The organism is Adlercreutzia sp. ZJ138, from assembly GCF_011038935.1.
Taxonomy (GTDB): Bacteria; Actinomycetota; Coriobacteriia; order Coriobacteriales; family Eggerthellaceae; genus ZJ141.
Genome location: NZ_JAAKEA010000013.1, coordinates 28,045 through 46,545, shown reverse-complemented (window position 1 = coordinate 46,545; position 18,501 = coordinate 28,045). Strand labels below are relative to the sequence as shown.

Annotated in this window: 14 protein-coding genes; 7 read left to right on the top strand and 7 right to left on the bottom strand. The window is 57.4% G+C overall.

What is annotated here, in order from left to right; genetic code table 11:
- Positions 1–35 precede the first annotated feature (35 nt).
- Positions 36–1,145 (bottom strand): histone-lysine N-methyltransferase, encoded by a 1,110-nt coding sequence (locus G7Y43_RS06670; protein WP_241158183.1) that lies wholly within the window; start codon positions 1,143–1,145, stop codon positions 36–38.
- A gap of 88 nt (positions 1,146–1,233) precedes the next feature.
- Positions 1,234–1,692, bottom strand: a complete 459-nt coding sequence (locus G7Y43_RS06665; RefSeq protein WP_165045324.1) for a hypothetical protein — start codon at positions 1,690–1,692, stop codon at positions 1,234–1,236.
- A 103-nt stretch (positions 1,693–1,795) separates the two neighbouring features.
- Between G7Y43_RS06665 and G7Y43_RS06660 the strand changes: the two genes are divergently transcribed.
- The 3 genes from G7Y43_RS06660 (at position 1,796) to G7Y43_RS06650 (ending at position 6,626) form a co-directional block, all read left to right on the top strand.
- Entirely contained in the window at positions 1,796–4,801 is a 3,006-nt protein-coding gene (locus G7Y43_RS06660) for an insulinase family protein (RefSeq protein ID WP_165045322.1), read from the top strand.
- 101 nt (positions 4,802–4,902) lie between these two features.
- Positions 4,903–5,679, top strand: coding sequence for an ABC transporter ATP-binding protein (locus tag G7Y43_RS06655; RefSeq protein ID WP_165045320.1), 777 nt, complete (start codon positions 4,903–4,905; stop codon positions 5,677–5,679).
- A gap of 17 nt (positions 5,680–5,696) precedes the next feature.
- A complete protein-coding gene (locus G7Y43_RS06650; protein WP_165045318.1) occupies positions 5,697–6,626 on the top strand; it encodes a SufD family Fe-S cluster assembly protein in 930 nt (309 codons plus the stop codon).
- Between the two features lie 188 nt (positions 6,627–6,814).
- On the opposite strand, the gene G7Y43_RS06645 is transcribed toward G7Y43_RS06650, so the two are convergent.
- Positions 6,815–7,852, bottom strand: a complete 1,038-nt coding sequence (locus tag G7Y43_RS06645; RefSeq protein ID WP_165045316.1) for an ABC transporter substrate-binding protein — start codon at positions 7,850–7,852, stop codon at positions 6,815–6,817.
- Positions 7,853–8,276: 424 nt separating this feature from the next.
- Between G7Y43_RS06645 and G7Y43_RS06640 the strand changes: the two genes are divergently transcribed.
- The gene (locus G7Y43_RS06640) at positions 8,277–9,029 is read left to right on the top strand and encodes a double zinc ribbon domain-containing protein (RefSeq protein WP_165045314.1); all 753 of its coding nucleotides are present in this window, start codon (positions 8,277–8,279) and stop codon (positions 9,027–9,029) included.
- Between the two features lie 49 nt (positions 9,030–9,078).
- On the opposite strand, the gene G7Y43_RS06635 is transcribed toward G7Y43_RS06640, so the two are convergent.
- Positions 9,079–10,422, bottom strand: coding sequence for a glycosyltransferase family 2 protein (locus tag G7Y43_RS06635; protein ID WP_165045312.1), 1,344 nt, complete (start codon positions 10,420–10,422; stop codon positions 9,079–9,081).
- Between the two features lie 213 nt (positions 10,423–10,635).
- Here G7Y43_RS06635 and ahcY point away from each other — a divergent pair, with 213 nt between their 5' ends.
- The 3 genes from ahcY (at position 10,636) to G7Y43_RS06620 (ending at position 14,719) form a co-directional block, all read left to right on the top strand.
- A complete protein-coding gene (ahcY, locus tag G7Y43_RS06630; RefSeq protein ID WP_165045310.1) occupies positions 10,636–11,922 on the top strand; it encodes an adenosylhomocysteinase in 1,287 nt (428 codons plus the stop codon).
- A 36-nt stretch (positions 11,923–11,958) separates the two neighbouring features.
- Positions 11,959–12,924 (top strand): alpha/beta hydrolase fold domain-containing protein, encoded by a 966-nt coding sequence (locus tag G7Y43_RS06625; protein WP_165045307.1) that lies wholly within the window; start codon positions 11,959–11,961, stop codon positions 12,922–12,924.
- Between the two features lie 136 nt (positions 12,925–13,060).
- On the top strand, positions 13,061–14,719 hold the full coding sequence (locus tag G7Y43_RS06620; RefSeq protein WP_165045305.1) for an amidohydrolase: 1,659 nt from the start codon (positions 13,061–13,063) through the stop codon (positions 14,717–14,719).
- Positions 14,720–14,806: 87 nt separating this feature from the next.
- Here the strand turns inward: G7Y43_RS06620 and G7Y43_RS06615 are convergent, their stop codons facing one another.
- The 3 genes from G7Y43_RS06615 to G7Y43_RS06605 are packed head-to-tail and all read right to left on the bottom strand — an operon-like array spanning position 14,807 to position 18,471.
- A complete protein-coding gene (locus tag G7Y43_RS06615; protein ID WP_165045303.1) occupies positions 14,807–16,069 on the bottom strand; it encodes an ABC transporter permease in 1,263 nt (420 codons plus the stop codon).
- Positions 16,056–17,411, bottom strand: a complete 1,356-nt coding sequence (locus G7Y43_RS06610) for an ABC transporter permease (RefSeq protein WP_165045301.1) — start codon at positions 17,409–17,411, stop codon at positions 16,056–16,058. Before G7Y43_RS06610 ends, G7Y43_RS06615 begins: the two co-directional genes overlap by 14 nt.
- 19 nt (positions 17,412–17,430) lie before the next feature.
- Positions 17,431–18,471, bottom strand: coding sequence for an ABC transporter ATP-binding protein (locus G7Y43_RS06605; protein WP_165045299.1), 1,041 nt, complete (start codon positions 18,469–18,471; stop codon positions 17,431–17,433).
- Positions 18,472–18,501 lie beyond the last annotated feature (30 nt).

The following is an 18,501-nucleotide window of genomic DNA, read 5'->3' as shown; positions in this document are numbered from 1 at the left end:
TTGTAGCAGCCTTGACGTGTCGATGCAAGTATGAATTATGCATTCACATATATGTAGAGAACACGTATTGTGTCGTTCAAATTGCCGGATGTATTCGCGGCAACGTAATCGTATAGCAGTACCGCGTCCCACGAATGCTCGGCGCCATCAACCGTACCCGTCCCAGAGAACGAGCACGTTTCCTTCATGAGCGTCGTGCCGTCGGTATCGTATGTGGAATAGTCGCCCTTATTCTCAGGCAACACTGCCGCACCGTCATCAACCGACAAACCTGCTTCACGCAACGCGTTTTCGATGATGTGTTCGCTTTGTACTGCATCAGCAAAGCTTAAGGACCCGTACCCCAAAGCAGACGTTGCAGCCGAATAGCCCGCGCGGATAACCGCACCGTCGGCATTTAAACTCAAGAACACCGATGGCGTACCCGAACGTGTGTCGGCAGGTTCATCGGTTAAAGCAAGCGTGACCTCGGTCTTAACATCGCTTCCCTCTTGATCAACCTCGCGCGTGGCGGTTACTGACGCGCCGTGCCCCACCTTCGCGATGGCTTCATCTTGTGACAGCCCAAGTAAACCCGTCAGGTTCACGACGTCGGTCTTTTTGGTGGACCCAGCCGCCACATCGCTTACATTCTCCTGCTGCATTGTCTCAGTAATACTATCCTCGGATTGTTGGAAAGCGAGTGTGCTAACCTCGTAAACAAGCCGAACTCCAAGATATACCGCCGTTACTGCCAGCAGTACCAACAACACAATCACAGCGATGAGTACCTTGCGCATGCGGCGCGACTTGTGTTGATACTGTCCAGCACCCGCATTGGACACAGGGTATGCCGCGTTCGGCACCTGCTCATCTGTGCGCCCGTGACGCCCGTGGCGGCCGTGACGCGGCGTATCCGCAGCTTCCGCGACGAATCCGCCTTCTTCCTGAAGCGGATCTGTGGGCGTACGCGCAGGCATACCAGACGCCGTTACCGGAGCGAACGCCTCGGTTAAGCCCATGCGATTACCCGAATCGTCATCGAGTTGCGGCGTGGTAGGAGAAACCGGCGCAAACGCCTCGGTGAGCCCCATGTGGTTGCCGTCGTAGTCGCTCCTGCGCCCCCGCAGTGCCTTGAAATTGCTATCAGCAGCATGCTTTGCCATAGTCACACCTTTCAACACGCGCACGAAGAGGTGCCGCACGCGTTGCGGCACCCTATATGTTGCGCGGACAAAACCTTCTTCTTCGCCCCTACCGGCACAACGCACAGTAGATAATGGCGATTGCGCACAAGATCACGCCAGCGATAATGGTTACCTTCTGCGCAATCGGCATGGGAGTACTCTCAAGATCGGCAGCCGTGGTCACATACCGACCACCATCTAAAGACTGATCAGTGCCAAGCCTTGCGTCCTGCTGCTCGCCGTCCGTCTCAACCACCAACTCATCGGCGTCGGTATCAGCGTCAGCAACGTCAGCAACAACGATGTCTACATCTGTGTCAGCTTCGGCAGAATCGTTAGTACCGTCAACAACATCGTCAGATCCACTCGCACCATCAACCCCATTTTCACCTGCGAGTTCGTTTGCAGCAGACGCGTCTTCAACCCACTCATCCTCGCGAGGTTCGCGGATGCCTGCCTGGATAACGACATCATCTTCGTCATCGTGAACAGTTATGAACGAGAAGCCCGGTGAGCTCTGCGTCATGGAAATCCTTCCGCCGATCGATCAGAAATGATGTTTCGAATTATAATTCATGCCGCAAAACGACAGCGCGCCAAGCGCACCGAACCACAGGAAAGGCATTGCCATGTCACTTGAATCCATTGCCCGCGCATGCGGGTTCACCTTGCAGTCAACCGAACAGCTACCCGAAATTCACGGCCTGGCACACGTCATGCTGCACGACGCAAGCCAGGCAAAATTGCTGTTTCTGGAAAACGATGATGCAAACAAGGCGTTCTCTATCGCCTTCCGCACGCCACCTGCTGACGACACCGGGGTTTTCCACATCCTTGAGCACTCGGTGCTCAACGGCTCATCCCGGTTCCCCGTGAAGGAGCCGTTCGTTAACCTGTTGAAAACATCCATGCAAACCTTCCTGAACGCCATGACGTTTCCTGATAAGACGATGTATCCTGTGGCGAGCACGAACGAGCAAGACCTCATAAACCTGATGGACGTCTACCTCGACGCGGTATTCCATCCCGCCATCTACCACAACAAAGCAATCTTTCAGCAAGAAGGCTGGCACTACGAGCTTGTAGATAACACGTGTTCCGAAACCGACGATGTGTGCGAAAGTGACGACGCTGCGGTGGAAGCCCATACGCTGCGTTGGAACGGTGTGGTATTCAACGAAATGAAAGGCGCCTTATCAGACGCCGAATCGGTGCTCTACGACACCTTGCAGCAGCTGCTGTTCCCCGACACACCCTACCGCTTCGAGTCGGGCGGTACGCCAGAGGCTATCCCCACGCTCACCTACGAACGCTTCTTGGAAGAACACGAACGGCATTACCGCACCGACAACAGCTACATTATGTTGTATGGCAACCTCGATATCGCTCGCATGTTGACCTTCCTCGATACGCGCTACCTCACACCTGTGGCCACCGAACAGCGCGAACACGCGCGTACACGCGGCAGCGAGCTTACGCCCCGCGAACTGCGCCTTCAGGCACCCGTGCGCACCGACTACGCCGCTAAGCACATGGCATGCGCACCCGAGAACGCTTGCGCAGCCATTGGGTGTGTCATCGGGTGCGCCCGCGACCGGGTGCGCGTGATCGCAGTGGACGTTTTGCTTGACGCTATCATGGGTTCAAACGAAGCGCCGCTCAAGCGTGCTTTACTGGACGCCAACCTTGCGGCCGACGCGAACGCCTATGTAGCCGACTCGCTACTGCAACCCTTCGCCGTGGTGGAGCTGCGCGGTATCCATCCCGAAAAAGCGCACGAATTCCGTCGCGTGTTCGATGAAGCCATCCATGCACTCGCAAACGGTGGACTTGATCATGTATTGCTCGAAGCGGCAATCTCGCGCGACGAATTCATCCTACGCGAAGGGAACTTCGGCATTCCCAACGGCATAGCATATGCCACCGCATCGATGAGTGGCTGGCTTTATGACGACGATATGCCTACCGCCTACCTGCGCTTTGAGGACGCCATCGCTTACTTGCGCGAACACCTTGACGATGATTGGTTCGAAAACCTTATTCGCGAGGTATTCATCGACAATGCGCATACTGCCCTCGCTGAGATTGTGCCCACTGAAGATGACACGAGCGCGAACGAAGCCCGTCGCCTGGCCGACATCGCCGCAACTATGACGGAATCCGACTTCGAACGCATTGAACAAGACGAACAACACCTGCGCGCCATGCAGGAAACCCCTGATACCCCGCAAGCAGTGGCAACCCTTCCCCGCTTAGCGATAACCGACATCGCTGAGCCGGACCGCGAGCCAACCTACGAGCTTGTACGCGCAGGTAGCGTCCCCTGCATCCGTCACAGCGTTGAGACGAACGGTATCGTGTACGCATACCGCTACTTTGACCTTAACTGCGTGAGCTTCGAAGAGCTTCCCTACGTGTCGCTTTTAGGGTCGCTTTTGGGAAAGATGGATACCGCACGACACACCGCGCAAGAACTCGACACCCTGATCAACGGGCGTTTAGGCAACTTATCGTTTTACCAGCGCGTACATGAGGACGCTTTCGACGCATCCGTCGTGCGCCCTTTGTTTATTGTCAGCGCAAGCGCACTCGCACCGCGCGTCGATTACCTGGGTGACCTCTCGCGCGAGGTGATGCTGGAAACCGACTTCTCCAACACCGACCGTATCCTTGATGTGCTGCGCCAGCGCAAGGCCGCTATGGAGAACGCCTTTGTGAATGCCGGACACACGTGTGCCATGGCGCGCCTGCGATCGTACTACCTGCCTGCTGGCCTAGTCGAGGAACAGCTGGCAGGCACCGATATGTACCGCTTCGTGAAACACCTCATAAGCAACTTCGATCAAGCGGCTCCAACCCTACCCACAAAGCTCACCGAGCTTGCCGCGCGCATCTTCACCGATAACAACCAGACACTCAGCTTCGCCGGGCCGTGCGACGCCTGGAGCACCTTCGCCGAAAAGCACGTCGCTTTTGGCCACACAAACGTGCTAGCTGTAACCGATGGTCATGCCGCCGTACGCGATGTGCGTCTTCATATTCCCGAACCGCACGCGAGCAATGAAGCGTTTATTGTCGCTTCCGACGTGTGTTACGCCGCAGCCGGGTTCGACCACCGCCTGATCAACTGCGACTATTCGCCGTCGTGGTCGGTTGCCGCACGCGCTTTGAACTACGATTATCTGTGGAACGAGGTGCGCGTGAAGGGCGGTGCCTACGGAGCAGGTTTTCAGGCCGCACGTGCTGGCGCAATGCGCTTCTACTCCTACCGCGATCCGCACCTTGATCGTACGTGTGAGCGCTTCGACAGCGCTGCTCAGTGGCTTGAAAGCTATATGCCCGACGCTGACGAGCTCGAGGGGTACGTGGTAAGCACGGTAGCAGCCATCGACAATCCGCTTCAGCCCCGCGCGATCGTCAAGCGCCAGGCTGCCGACGTGTTTGCCGGCCGCACGTGGGATGATCGCCTACACGACCGAAAGCGCGTAGTAGGCACCACGCTTAATGATGCACGCTCGCTCACCACACCCCTGCAAGACGGTATGAAGCACGGTGCAATGTGCGTGTTCGGGAATCGCAGCATCATCGAGTCGTCGAAACGTTCATGGAACGTCATCGACTTGATGAACGACTAAATTCGAGTTGTACGCCTGCAAGAAACTCCTATAATATGTTGCCGAACTTATGACATATAGTCAGATAAGACGATGGAAACGAAACAAAGGAAACGATACGAATGCTTGAACTGAAAGATCTTGTGTTCGAAGTGCCCGTAAGCGAAGGCTCCCGGGAAACGAAGCGGATCATCGACGGACTGAATCTCACCATACCCGTCGATCGCTTCACCGTGATCACCGGGCCGAACGGAGGCGGCAAGAGCACGCTGGCGAAACTGATCATGGGCGTGGAAACCCCCACGTCAGGAAGCATTATCTTCAACGGACTCGACATCACCTCCATGAGTATCGATGAGCGCGCACGCTTAGGCATTGGCTACGGCTTCCAGCAGCCGGCGCGCTTCAAGGGCATGAAAGTGAAGAAACTGCTCGACATCGCCGCAGGCCGTAAACTTCCCATGCTCTCCTGCAACGAGTACCTGTCGAAGGTGGGCTTGTGCTCGGCTGACTACCTCACCCGCGAGGTCGATAAGAACTTGTCGGGTGGCGAGGTGAAGCGCATCGAGATCGCCACCATTTTGGCACGCGATCCGAAGCTTGCCATCTACGACGAACCCGAGGCGGGCATCGATCTGTGGAGCTTCGACCGTCTCACCGACACGTTCCGCGACATCCACGAGGCACGCGACGGCCGATCCATCATCATCATCTCGCACCAAGAGCGCATCATTCAACTGGCTGACGAGATCGTGCTTATCAAAGACGGCAAGGTGGTAGAAACCGGAACACCCGACGAACTCATGCCAAGGCTCGGCTTTGTGGCAAAGGGTATGCCCCACTGCCAACTCACGCAGCCAACACGCCTGCATATCACTGAAATTCCTACGACGTGCTAGACAAGGAGGCATTCACGATGGCAGTTGACCTTTCCCCTATCGACGAGAACCTACTCGCCGAGATAGCGAACATCCATGGCATGCCGAAAGGAGCCTTCAACATCCGCCGCGACGGCAAGCTCGTTGAGCGCCATTCCTCAGCCAACATCGAAATAGCCACGAAGACCGACAACCCCGGCATCGACATCCGCATCGCACCAGGAACGCGCGGTGAAACGGTGTACATACCGGTCATCGTCACGCAGGCCGGGCTGAAGGACGTGGTGTATAACACCTTCTACATTGGCGAAGACTGCGACGTGACCATCATCGCTGGCTGCGGCATCCATAACGAAAGCCATGAAGCTTCCGAACATGACGGCATCCACACCTTCCACTGTGGCAAGAACAGCCATGTGAAGTACGTCGAGAAACACTACGGCGAAGGCGAAGGCATCGGCGAGCGCATCTTAAACCCGGTGACGAACGTGATATTGGATGAGAAAGCTATCTGCGAGATGGAGATGATCCAGCTGCGCGGTGTTACCTCTACCGTGCGCGATACCAACGCCACGCTGGCCGCAAAATCGAAGCTGATACTCACCGAAAAGCTACTGACACACGATGATCAGGTGGCCACTTCGAACATGAAGATCGAACTGAACGGTGATGATGCAAGCGTACAGGTGATTTCGCGCAGCGTGGCACAGGACAACTCGAAGCAAGTGTTCAACCCGCTGGTTATCGGCAACGCAAAGTGCCGCGGCCATGTGCAGTGCGACGCCATCATCATGGGTAATGCCCGCGTAACGGCCATCCCCGGCATCGAGGCCGCAAGCGAGGATGCTATGCTTGTACACGAAGCCGCCATCGGCAAAATCGCTGGCGATCAGATTACCAAGCTCATGACGCTCGGACTTACCGAAGAGGAAGCCGAACAGGAGATTCTCGAGGACTTCCTGAACTAACGCTTCAACCGAGCATACGGCGTTCGCGCGGCCCCACGCTCGAGAACGTCTTTAAGCAGGGTATACAGAGACCGAGGGCTTTGGCGAACCGAATCGCCAAAGCCCTCTTCTTTACGCTGTACTCAATTGCGCAACCGTGCTTGCGTCAAACACTCACATCAAGCGGAGTATACGAAACATGTGGAAACCTACAGCACTACCGCATTGCTGGCGACACCCGACACCCCTTCGGTTTGCGTGCCGTCAGTGCCGGAAGTGCCATCGGTGGTGGAAGGCTCATCTGCTCCAGACCCGCCGCCAAGCGCTTCCTCAACAGCAGGATCAACTGCAGAGCCGTCGGCTGCTTCTTCACCGTCGGCACTTTGTTCTGCGTCCTCATCGTCGGTCGATACCGATGTCGCACCTTCAGCAACCGGAATGTTGGTCAAGTCGAGTGCCTGACCGAGCCACTTCGATTCGATGACAGACACCACACCTGAACCCGACAGCGTAGCGAGCGCATCAGACACGCATTGCTTCAGCTCGGTGTTCGCATCAAGTACACCAATGCAGTAGCCGCTCGCGGGCTGCAGCAGCGCGACCGCCTGCACTTCCTGACCGGCGCTGTGCGCTGCATACGTACCGATAACCATATCGGACGCCACATAATCGACCTTACCCGTCGCAAGCGATGAGAACGCGCTTTCCAGTGTGTCAGTGGTGGTCAAACTCGCGCTCTTGTATATGTTGGCAGCAGCCCATGCGCTCTTCGATGACAGCTGTGCTGCGATACTAGCGGTGGTGTCAGCTGCCGGAGCCTGCCCTTGCGTCGTAGCGAACAGCGCAACAGCAGTGGGTAAATAACTCTCAGAACGCCAGAACGTATACGAGTCGTCGGAGCCGTCGACGCCCATAACGATATCAACACGACCCTCTTCCAACGCGGCTTCAGGATCGCTTCCCACGTCGATGACCTCAAGTTTCAATCCCAGCTGATCGGCAAGCGCTGCCGCTATATCAACGTCGATACCCACAATCTTCGTGGAATTCGCGGGTTGCCCCGCCAAGGGAGCCGCCGTCGCGTCGACACCCACCTTCAAAACGCCATCTTGAATGATGGCAGGAGCGGACACCATGGGAGTCTTCTCGGGTGGAGCATAGCTCTCAGACGACGTGCAGCCAGTCATGAGAACCACAAGGCCCGCCGCCGCAAGGCAGCCGACCAAAAGAGCTTGCAGACGCTTCATTGCTGATATCCTTAGTCTCGAACGGTTCAAACGAGCTGCTTCATCGGCTGACCTAGTCTTTGCCCCCACACTCGCGCACCGGGGTTAAGCTTGCGCCGTAGCCCTCTCGCCCGCGCGGCCGAATGCCGCTATCAGTAGAACGGACGGTGCGACTTACCTCTAGGATACGCCATGATCGCCCACGCAAACGCGCGAACTTACGTGGATCCCTTCGACCGCATCTGTCATGGACTTGGACACGCAGGCAGCGACCGAAACGATCGCGAACACGCATCCGCAACTACAGACCCGAATGAAGCCTTCCCATTCTACCAAAAACGACACACATGCCACATGGCACGTTCGCGCCTATGACAGATCGGCAACAGAATTCCGCAAGATTTCCTTCAACTTTTTGCTGCAAGCCCCGTGATACCATCGACCCATGAACAGCCTTCTTGCATCGATAGAATCGTACCGGACAGCCTTGGTCGATGTCGTATCGGAAACGATATGGCCGACCCGCTGCGCCGTATGTGACATGCCGGGAGAAGTGCTCTGTGATCAGTGCCGAAGAGAATTGCCCTACATTGACTGGTGGCGCGCCTGCCCCCGATGCGGATCCCCCTTCGGTGCTATTCAATGCTGCGAATGTAACGATGTCATGCTCGCTGCAGCGGGGCGCAGCGCACCTGGCTACGACGGCTGCGCGAGCGCCGTGCTCTACGGTGATGCGGCAGCGCGCATCGTGCGCACCTGGAAAGACGCCGGTGACCGCGCGCTTTCCGCCACCATGGCACGCATCATGGCACCGTACGCGCTGCCCACCTGGCTGGAAAAGCGGCCCGTAATTGTCGGCATTCCTGCATCACGTGCCGCCCGAAGGGCGCGCGGGTTCGACCACGGCGCTGAGCTCGCTTTAGCTCTCGCACACGAACTTGACCTACCGATTGCATACGCGCTCGATCATCCACGCAGTTTAGATCAGCGCACGCTTGGGCGGCGCGGGCGCATCGCGAACATGAGCGAGCGCTTCTCGATGAGCGAAGCGGCACAAGACATCGTGCGCCAGGCAGCCAGCGTCATTTTGGTAGACGACGTTCACACCACCGGATCGACCCTTTTCGCCGCAGCCGACGCACTCCACGCTGCGGGCGTACAAAACGTATGGGCACTCACCTTTGCCCGCGTGTTGTAGTCGCGAGATTCAAAGGCTTAAGGAAACACTGATTAAAGTCGCTGAGCGTCTAATGCTGCTCAGGTGCGTCAGCGGCAGCATCAGTACTTGTAGACGCTGTGGTTGAATACTCCGACACGTCAACCGAAATGCTGTGGCGAATGGGCTTCCATTCGGCCCGCTTGAACAGCGCCACAAATGCGATGGGAATATAGGTAAGCATGAACAGCGGGAACGTGAATACCGAGCGAATCTTCATCGCCGTTGATGCACGAATAACATCCCATTCCATGATGGTAGTCAGCACGCCGAACAAAAACATAAACATGACGTAGTTTAGAATGCAGAAGATCACGCATGAGAGCGAACTTGCCACTACGTTGCCCATAGACATGACACCCAAACACCCAAGTATCACAATAACCAGGTTGAACATAGCGACAATAAACGTGATCAGCATCGCCGGCGATATGGTCATCAGCATGTCATAGCACGCGAAGCGCGAACCTTTCGGGTTTTTCGCCATACCCTTGGCAAGCCGCGCCCCGTAGCGCCAAAACACCTGATAAAAGCCTTTCGCCCAACGGAAACGCTGATTCCATGAATCGCGGAAGGTAATGGGTTGCTCGTCGTAGAGCACCGCTGTGGGGCAGTACGATATGCGGTCGCCGTCAAGGATAGTAGAAGTTGAGAATTCGATGTCCTCAGTGAGTAAAAACCACTGCCAACCGTCGTGTGCCTCAATGACTTCAGCAGCAATAAAGAAGCCTGTTCCCGAAATGGCGCAGCTTGTGTTTAAGGTCAACCTCGCCTGAGAAAGGAATTTCGCCTCACGCAGAAACCATACGGCATAACCCGCCGATATCCAGTTCGATGCAAAGTTCTTCGAATTGCGGTAGCTTGTCGAAGCCTTCGCTCCACCGTCGAACGTTTTGTTCATCTCGCGGAAGTAATTCTCGTCAAGCACGTTGTCGGCGTCGAACACAAAGTACGCCTCATAGCCCGCCTCGGCATGTTCGGAACGAATACGTTCGATGCCATACTCGAGCGCGTAGCCCTTCCCCACCTTCTCGGCGTTTTTGCGCGTGAACACCTTAGTCGCGCCTGCCGCCTTTGCCACCTGCGCAGTGTCGTCGGTGCAGTTGTCGGCCACCACGAAGATGTCGATGAGCTCTTGCGGGTAGTTTTGGGCGCGAATGGAGCGCATCAAATCGCCAATAACAGCGCGTTCATTGCGCGCGGCAACGATAACGGCGTACTTATGATTGCGCCGCGCCGTGATTTCGGGCGGCTTTTTTGTCAGCACTACAAGCACGTAAAACAGCTGGTAGGCGTAGCAACAGGAGAACGCGATAAACATGCAGGTGTTGATCACGTCAACGAACGATATGTTGGCCAGCAATTGGTCTATCACGAATACTCCTTCACCCCGAAGTCTGCATGATTATAGCCGCTTGTTAGAAAATGGACGCGATTCCGTTGATTTCGCACTGATTCGTCAACTTTCCTTAATACGATTGAGCGCTCCACACAGGCGAACCGTATAATAACCAAACGCGAAACTCACCGGCCCGCTGCGCTGCGGGCAAACCACAAATGCATACGATACGAGAAGATGGGGGCATCTATGCCGAAGAACTGCGACATCGAAACGGCCGAACCGACAAGCTGCGACATCAAAGACATTACGTTGGCCGATGCGGGCAAGGCACGCATCCTGTGGGCCGAGCGCGACATGCCCGTTCTGCGCCGCATTCGCGAGCGCTTCGCCGAAGAGCGCCCCTTAGAAGGCGTACGCGTTGGCGCCTGCATGCACGTGACCACCGAAACCGCCAATCTGATGCGAGCACTAGTGGCAGGCGGCGCGAGCGTAACCCTGTGCGCGAGCAACCCCCTTTCCACGCAAGACGACACCGCCGCCTCGCTTGTGCGCGACTTTGGCGTAAATGTGTACGCCATCGCCGGCGAGAGCATGGACTCCTATAACGCCCATATCGAAGCGGTTATCGCCACCAACCCGCAGATTGTGATGGATGATGGCGCCGACTTAGATACTGCACTGCATACACACCATGCCGACAAGCTGGCCGGCGTCATCGGCGGTACCGAAGAAACCACCACCGGTGTGATGCGCCTCGCTTCCATGGCCGCTGAAGGAACACTTGCCTACCCCGTGTTCAACATTAACGACGCAAACACCAAGCACTGCTTCGACAACCACTACGGAACAGGTCAAAGCACCCTTGATGGCATCGTGCGCGCCACGAACCGCCTGTTGTGCGGACGCACCATGGTGGTGTCGGGCTACGGCTACTGCGGAAGCGGCTTGGCACTGCGTGCGAAAGGCATGGGCATGCGCGTGATCGTGTGCGAAGTAGATGCCTGCAAGGCCCTTGAAGCGCACATGGAAGGCTACGAGGTAATGCCCGCAGCTGAGGCAGCCAAACATGCTGACGTGTGGGTGACGGTCACCGGCGATTGCAAGGTTATCGACGCACCCGCGTTCGAGAACATGAAAGACGGCGCAATTCTGGCGAACTCCGGTCATTTTGATTCCGAAATCAACATGTCGTGGCTTGAAGAAAACGCCGTCGAGAAACGCACGCTGAAACCCTTAGTCGATGAGTACGTACTTGCCGACGGGCGCACCATTACCGTGCTTGCCGAGGGCCGATTGGTGAACTTAAGCTGCGCCGAGGGCCATCCCGCCAGCGTGATGGACATGAGCTTTGCTAACCAAGTGCTCGCCGCCGAGTACTTGTACCACCACAAAAGGGAGCTTGAGAACCGGGTATACGACGTGCCAGCCGAGATTGATGACGGCGTAGCGCGCGTGAAACTGGAAACATTAGGCGTTGCTATCGACGAGCTCACCGACGAGCAGATTGCCTACATGAACAGCTGGAACTTCTAGAACAAGCAAAGCAACAAGCGAAAGGCGGGCTCTCACATGCGCAGCAGCGAGGCAACGGCGATCTACGACATGTTCATTCGCACAAACGCGAAGGCTCCTTGGTCAGAGCCAGTGCCCTTCGCACAATTGGTTGAGACGTGCCGCGAAGAGCAGCGCATCGAGCTGGAAAGCGGGTATGAGCCACCCGCTTTCTTACGCGAGTCGATGCACGTTGAGCGCTCGCATGCAGCCGACGGAACACTGCTTGTCACCGTGCGGTCGGCAGCTAGCGCAGGTTCTGCCAGTAACGAGCATGCGGAAAGCGTCGAGCGTACCTGCACGCCCACCCACGTGCTTTACTTCCACGGTGGTGCGTTCTTCAAGCGGATCAGCGATGACCAGTGGCGTTTTTGCCAGCGCCTGGTTGAACGCACGGGATGCGAACTCACTGCCTGCATCTACCCGCTCGCACCCACGCACCGCTGCGCCGAAACACTTGCCGCAGCCACGTCCGCCTATGAAGCTGCCTGCGCGCGTGCGGAGCAGGAAGGCGCGCGCCTGGTGTTGTTTGGCGACTCAGCGGGCGGCAGCCTAGCGGTTGCCGTGGCGCAGCTGGCCGTACAGCGCAACGCGGCGCTGCCTGACCGCATACTGGCGATCTCGCCGTTTTTCGACATGGTGGGTGACGTTGATCTTGCCACAGGATATGACGCCCGCGACCCACTGATCGGACGATACAGCTGCCAACAGATTGCCGAAATCTGGGCCGAGGGGCTCGATCCGAGAAGCTTCCCGCCCGACCCTCTGTACGGGCCGAAGCGGGGGCTGCCGCCAATGCTCGTTATCGGCGGCGAGCATGAGATCATGCTCTCGGGTATGCGCGCGTTTGCCGCTGAATCCCGCACAGAAGGCTGTCAGGTAACGTTGAGCGAGTATGAGGGCATGTGGCACATCTTCCCGTTCATTGAGCACCTTCCCGAAAGCCAACGTGCTTTTGAAGAAGTGGCGGCGTTCATCGCGTAGTACATGAGCACCCGAACAGGGCTATAATCCGCTTGAGAGAAACATCGGCTACTTCCGCCTGCCCTTAATTCGCAAGGCAAGACGGTGCCAGTCAGCGTTTCTTTTGGGAAACACCGCATAAGAGAGAAGGTTTTGTATGGGATGCGAAGCGAAACGCATTGATGCGATCATCATCAGTCAAAACGTTTTCACGGGAACAAACGACGAGGCAAAACCCGCAGCCATCGCTCTCTCGGGCGACCGCATAGCTGCTGTAGGCAACGCCTGTGACCTGCGCGATTTGGCTGCAAACGCGAATACAGGACAGACCCCTGCACGCGTGTTCGATTTCGAAGATGCGTTTGTGACGCCGGGTTTTCACGACTCTCATCTGCACTTTTTCCATTCGGCGCTGTACTCGTCGCCCCTCGCCGAGATGTTTCTGGGAGAAAACGAAGCCGACTGCGTACGGCGTATGCAAGAGCTTTCCCTGCGTAGACCCACCGGCTGGCTGCTCTCACAGGGCTGGCGCGAATACCGTTGGAACCCACCGGTCATGCCGTCGAAGCATTCGCTCGACGCCGCCTTCCCTGACCGTCCGGTAGCGCTGTACTCAGGTGACGCACACACGCTGTGGCTCAACTCGGTCGCGCTGCGCGAGCTGGGCGTAAACAACGACAGCGTAGCACCCGCCGGCGGCAGCTACGATCGTGACGATACCGGCGAGCTAACCGGCATCGTGCGCGAAGCAGCAGCTATGGAACTCATGCCCAAGATTGTGGGTGCCTTCACCGACGCTGAAATCGATGACGCCTACCGGGGCTTTCTCGCCCGGCTAGCCCGTGAGGGCATTACCGGCGTGTGTGATATGTCGCTTATGGCGTCGCCCGGACTCGACTTCATCCGCGACGATTCCTTCGCTCGACTGCTAGAAAAGGACGAACTAACCGCGCGCATCCACATGTTCCCCACGCTACTAGCCGACCAGAGCCGCTTTGAACGCATGCTGCGCGACTACACTCATCCGCTCTTAAGCACGCGAGGCTTCAAGCAATTCTTCGACGGTGTGTCCAGTCAGCACACCGCCTGGGTAACCGACCCCTACACAAACGCACGCTTTGCCGACGATTGCGGGCGGCCCACCATTGATCCCGCCCTCATGCGCGACTATGTACTGGCCGCCGCCGAAAAGGGGTACCCGGTGCGCATCCACACCATCGGCGATGCCGCCATCCATGCCGCACTCAACTTCTTCGAAGAAGCACGTGAACGCTTCGGCGAGCTGCCGCAGGGGCGCAGGAACTGTCTCGAGCACGTGGAGAACTTCCTGCCGGACGACATCGCCCGTCTGGCCAGCCTGAACGTGGTCGCTGCCGTGCAGCCCCCGCATATCACGCTTGATCCGGGCGGCCCCGAGCGCGACTTAGGGAACGAGCGCGTACCGTACATGTGGCCGCTGCGCGCCTTGCTTGACGTCGGCGGCACGCTGGCGTTCGGCACCGACTCTCCGGTAGTCGACGTGAAGTCGATGGACATGCTCTACGTGGCCGTCACACGACAAGACCCCGCCACACATGAACCCGCCGGCGGCTGGCTGCCATCCGAACGTGTGAGCATGGCCGAAGCCATCCGCGCCTACACGCTGGGAAGCGCCACAGCAGCAAGCCGAGCGCACGAACTGGGAACAATCGCGCCGGGCATGCTGGCCGATATCACTGTAGTTGACCGCAACCTACTCATCAGTGACGCAGCCGACATTCAGAAGACGCGCACCCTGGCCACCTTCACCGGCGGCCGCTGCGTATACACTGCATAAGAACCGACAAGAGCCGCTGGCCCTGCGCAAACGAGTAAGCACAGGGCCAGCAAATTAATTCTCTTCAGAACGTGTGCGCGAATAGTCTTACGCCACGGAAGCTTCCTTCGGTGTCGACTTGTCGGAAGACGCGCGTTCCTTCGTGCCCGCATTTCCCAGCCGCACGCGCCCCACCACTAATGCCACGGCGAAGAGCGCTGCCGCAAACAGGAACACAATGCCCATATCGGCGATCGCAGGTGCAAGCGCGTCCCACGTTGCCCCATCGGCCTGCGCGATACTCACGAGCGCCTGGCCATGCCAATACGATGGCGTGAAGTGCCCCACTGTTTCCAGGGTTTGCCCCATAAGCCGTATATCAATCCATGCGCCACCTAGAAATGACAGCACCAGGCCCACGATATTCGCCGCCGAGTTCGCCACCGCAACACTTGCACCCAGCTGTGCTAACAGGAAGCCGAACGCAAGCGCGAACAGGGCATACGCAAATAGATCAACCAAGCACAGCGCCACACGCCACGTATCGGTACCCTCAAGCGACCCACCGAAGGCAACAAGGCCCAATCCAGCGAACCATACCCACGTAATGAGCATGCATACCACACTCGCTAAGGATAATCCCAAGCTGAGCGACAAGCCGCTCACCGGCGCGGACAAATTACGCCGGCGCACGTCAGTGCGGTTGAAACCCGCCAAAGTAACCGTTACCAGCACGCCAATGGCGCACACGATCGGATAGACCGACCAGCGATTATACAAGAGGAAATCGTCGGGTAAGGGAGAGGCCTTCCCCTCCTCGATAGCATACGACGCTGTTGTTTGCTCAGCCATATCGTCAAGCGCAGCCGTTGCGGCCTCAGACAGAGCCTCTTGTGCAGTTTCTTCCCCACTTAAAGCTGTACGCGCAGCCACACACGACAGGTACATCTGCAGCTGGTTTTCCACCTCAAACCCTGCCATGTTGTCGAAGCTCGCCACTGTTTGCACACATGGTGGCTCATCGCCTGCGCGAACCGCTTCCACAAATGCTTCCCCGTAACCTTCCGGCACGATGATTAGGCAGTCGACCATGCCTTGCGCCACCGCATCCTGCAAAGAGCGCTCGGTGTCGGCCACCTCGACCATGGTGGCATTCGAAGCCATAGCCTCGGTGACGCCCGACGCTAATGTGCCACCATCGCGGTCGATCACGGCCACATCGGCGCGGTTCTGCACGAACTCGTCCGAGGTGGCTCCCTGCGTGTTCCCCGTCGCCACGAACACACCTATAGCTCCTAAGAACACCACATACATAAGAAAGTACATCTTGTTGTTCAGTAAAATCTTACAGGCGGCCTTAAAGATGTTCATGCTGCTGCCTCCTTGCCAAAAGTGCGGTTCCTGCCAAGAAAACTACCGCCATTACCAGCAGCATCGCGAGTGACTCTGCATAGGGAACCATGCTGTCGTAGTAGTACAAGCTGTAGAACGTCCGAGCGATCAGACTCGCCGGGTTCACGTACACCGACCACGGTGCCACGGCAGCAATGTGGTCAGCCAATGACATACACGCCTGCCCATACAACCCTGCAAACAGCGCCCCAAAGCATGCAATCACCGTAATGATGCCGCCCTTCCCACCTTCCGAAACGCCCGGAATCGCGCCGATGAAAGCGCCGAGCATGCAACCTGCAAGCGATGATGCCGCGAGCGCCAGCACACACGCCGCATCTTTCCCACCAAACGTGACACCAATCGCGCAACGGATATAGACATACGCCACCAGCAGACAGACGAAGGACAGCACCCATGTCGCCGCACACGTCGCTACCATTACGCGAGTACGGGACGCCGCGCCCAACGTGCGGCGTGCACCCACACTCGACGTGTTCGCCAGTATCCGGTTTATTCCAAGCATGCCAATGTTTGCGGTGAACAGCGTCGCCATGCCCAAAAGGGCGTAGTAGTAGCGCTCCGATTCCATTGGCTTATTGTGCGTGATCGACACGCGCTCGGTAAGCTCAGCATCGGTTGCTGCAAGCGCTTGCTCAACGAGCGCTTCGACGTCGATACCCATATACATAAGCACATCCGAGGCAGCAGAAGCATCATCGAGAGAAAGGGAAGCTTCCTGATCCCAGTTTTCAACAGAGGTAGGCAGCGCCTGCACGTCGAAGGTTTCCGGTGAAAACGAGCCCGAACGGGCAGCTTGCTCCACATCGGCACGAACATGACTCTCAACCGCATCACTCACCGCTGCCTTGGTACGCAGTGCGCCATCGAGCACCGTCTTCACCACGGTTTGCCGTTGCGTGAGCGACGAGTCAGCTGGATCGAGCTTCATATGCAGCTGCGGCGCGCCTTGTTCGTCAACTATCAGGTAGGCAATGGCATCGGTGTCGGCGAGTGTGCGGCGTGCATCCTCTTCGCTTTCAACGTAGTGCGGTGCCACAAGACTACCCACCTTGTCAGCCGCGGTGCCTGGCTCACTTATCGCATCCATCACCTCGCGCAGCACGGCAGCTTCATCAGACTCCCACGCCTCATCTTCGACAACCACCACGCCTAAATCGGTGGCATACACCGACTCATCCATCCCAGAAAACATAAGCGAGAACAGCGTGGACAAGATGATAGGAAACGCCAGTGCCCAGATGAGGATCTCACGCTCGCGCGAGATATAAAGCGTCGTATATTTGAACGTGTTCCACATGATGTGCCTCCCGCCCGCGCTAGTCGCGCAGTTCGGTGCCGGTAATCTCGAGGAACACGTCGTTTAACGTGGGCGGCTCGGCATAGATGCGCCCGAACGCCACGTCCGCCTCCTTAAGTACGGCAAGAACGTCGGCCAGGTTGTGTGCACCCACTGCACAATCGACTTCCAGCACGTCGCCTTCGATGTTGGCGCGCAGCGTGTGCGGCAACCTGCGGATACGTGCCATAAACGCCGGTTCCATTTCGGCGGGCGAATCTGCACCAGCGTCCGCACCACCCCGCACAAGCGGCGCTACGAAAGCGGGAGCACCGGTGTCGCCCACCAGTTGGATACGCAACTTCTCACCCGTGCCAATCATGGCCTTCAACTCGGCATTCGTGCCGTTTGCCACACCGCGTCCCTTGTCCATGATCATAATACGCGAGCAGATTTCCTCCACCTCTTCCATATAATGGCTGGTATAGATGATGGTGGAACCTTCCGAGTTCAGCCGCAGAATGCCCTCCAAAATAGCGTTTCGACTCTGCGGATCAACCGCCACCGTAGGCTCGTCTAAGATGATGAGCTCCGGTTTGTGCGCGATGCCGCACGCAATGTTCAGGCGTCGTGCTAAGCCACCCGAAAGCTTCTTCGGCCGGAAGCGCTCATATCCCTCGAGTCCCACGAACGAAATGGCCTCATCCACCAGCTCGCGACGACGGTGTTTGTCGGACACGTACAGCGCACAGAAGTAGTCGATATTTTCGCGCACGGTAAGTTCTTCAAACACTGCCAAATTCTGCGGCACCACACCTATCCGGCGCTTGATGTCGTAACGCGTTGGCGCCATGGCCTCGCCAAACAACCGAACCGCACCCTTGTCGTAGGTGAGCAGCTGCAATATGCAGTTGATAGCGGTGGTTTTGCCACTGCCGTTCGGGCCTAAAAGCCCGAATACTTCGCCGCGACGTATCGACAGGTTGAAATGGTCGAGCGCAATGGTTTCCTTGTAGCGCTTCACCAAGCTCGACACTTCAACGACAACGTCGTTTGGCGTACGCTGCGCGGTTTCGCCCATACGAGTCCCCCTTCTGTACACATGCACGCC

Excerpts from the sequence above, each read along its gene's own strand:
- G7Y43_RS06640 (WP_165045314.1), top strand. The coding sequence starts at position 8,277 with ATGAACAGCCTTCTTGCATCGATAGAATCGTACCGGACAGCCTTGGTC.
- ahcY (WP_165045310.1), top strand. The coding sequence starts at position 10,636 with ATGCCGAAGAACTGCGACATCGAAACGGCCGAACCGACAAGCTGCGAC.
- G7Y43_RS06610 (WP_165045301.1), bottom strand. The coding sequence starts at position 17,411 with ATGTGGAACACGTTCAAATATACGACGCTTTATATCTCGCGCGAGCGT.
- G7Y43_RS06645 (WP_165045316.1), bottom strand. The coding sequence starts at position 7,852 with ATGAAGCGTCTGCAAGCTCTTTTGGTCGGCTGCCTTGCGGCGGCGGGC.
- G7Y43_RS06665 (WP_165045324.1), bottom strand. The coding sequence starts at position 1,692 with ATGACGCAGAGCTCACCGGGCTTCTCGTTCATAACTGTTCACGATGAC.
- G7Y43_RS06605 (WP_165045299.1), bottom strand. The coding sequence starts at position 18,471 with ATGGGCGAAACCGCGCAGCGTACGCCAAACGACGTTGTCGTTGAAGTG.
- G7Y43_RS06660 (WP_165045322.1), top strand. The coding sequence starts at position 1,796 with ATGTCACTTGAATCCATTGCCCGCGCATGCGGGTTCACCTTGCAGTCA.
- G7Y43_RS06620 (WP_165045305.1), top strand. The coding sequence starts at position 13,061 with ATGGGATGCGAAGCGAAACGCATTGATGCGATCATCATCAGTCAAAAC.
- G7Y43_RS06615 (WP_165045303.1), bottom strand. The coding sequence starts at position 16,069 with ATGAACATCTTTAAGGCCGCCTGTAAGATTTTACTGAACAACAAGATG.
- G7Y43_RS06655 (WP_165045320.1), top strand. The coding sequence starts at position 4,903 with ATGCTTGAACTGAAAGATCTTGTGTTCGAAGTGCCCGTAAGCGAAGGC.
- G7Y43_RS06625 (WP_165045307.1), top strand. The coding sequence starts at position 11,959 with ATGCGCAGCAGCGAGGCAACGGCGATCTACGACATGTTCATTCGCACA.
- G7Y43_RS06650 (WP_165045318.1), top strand. The coding sequence starts at position 5,697 with ATGGCAGTTGACCTTTCCCCTATCGACGAGAACCTACTCGCCGAGATA.
- G7Y43_RS06670 (WP_241158183.1), bottom strand. The coding sequence starts at position 1,145 with ATGGCAAAGCATGCTGCTGATAGCAATTTCAAGGCACTGCGGGGGCGC.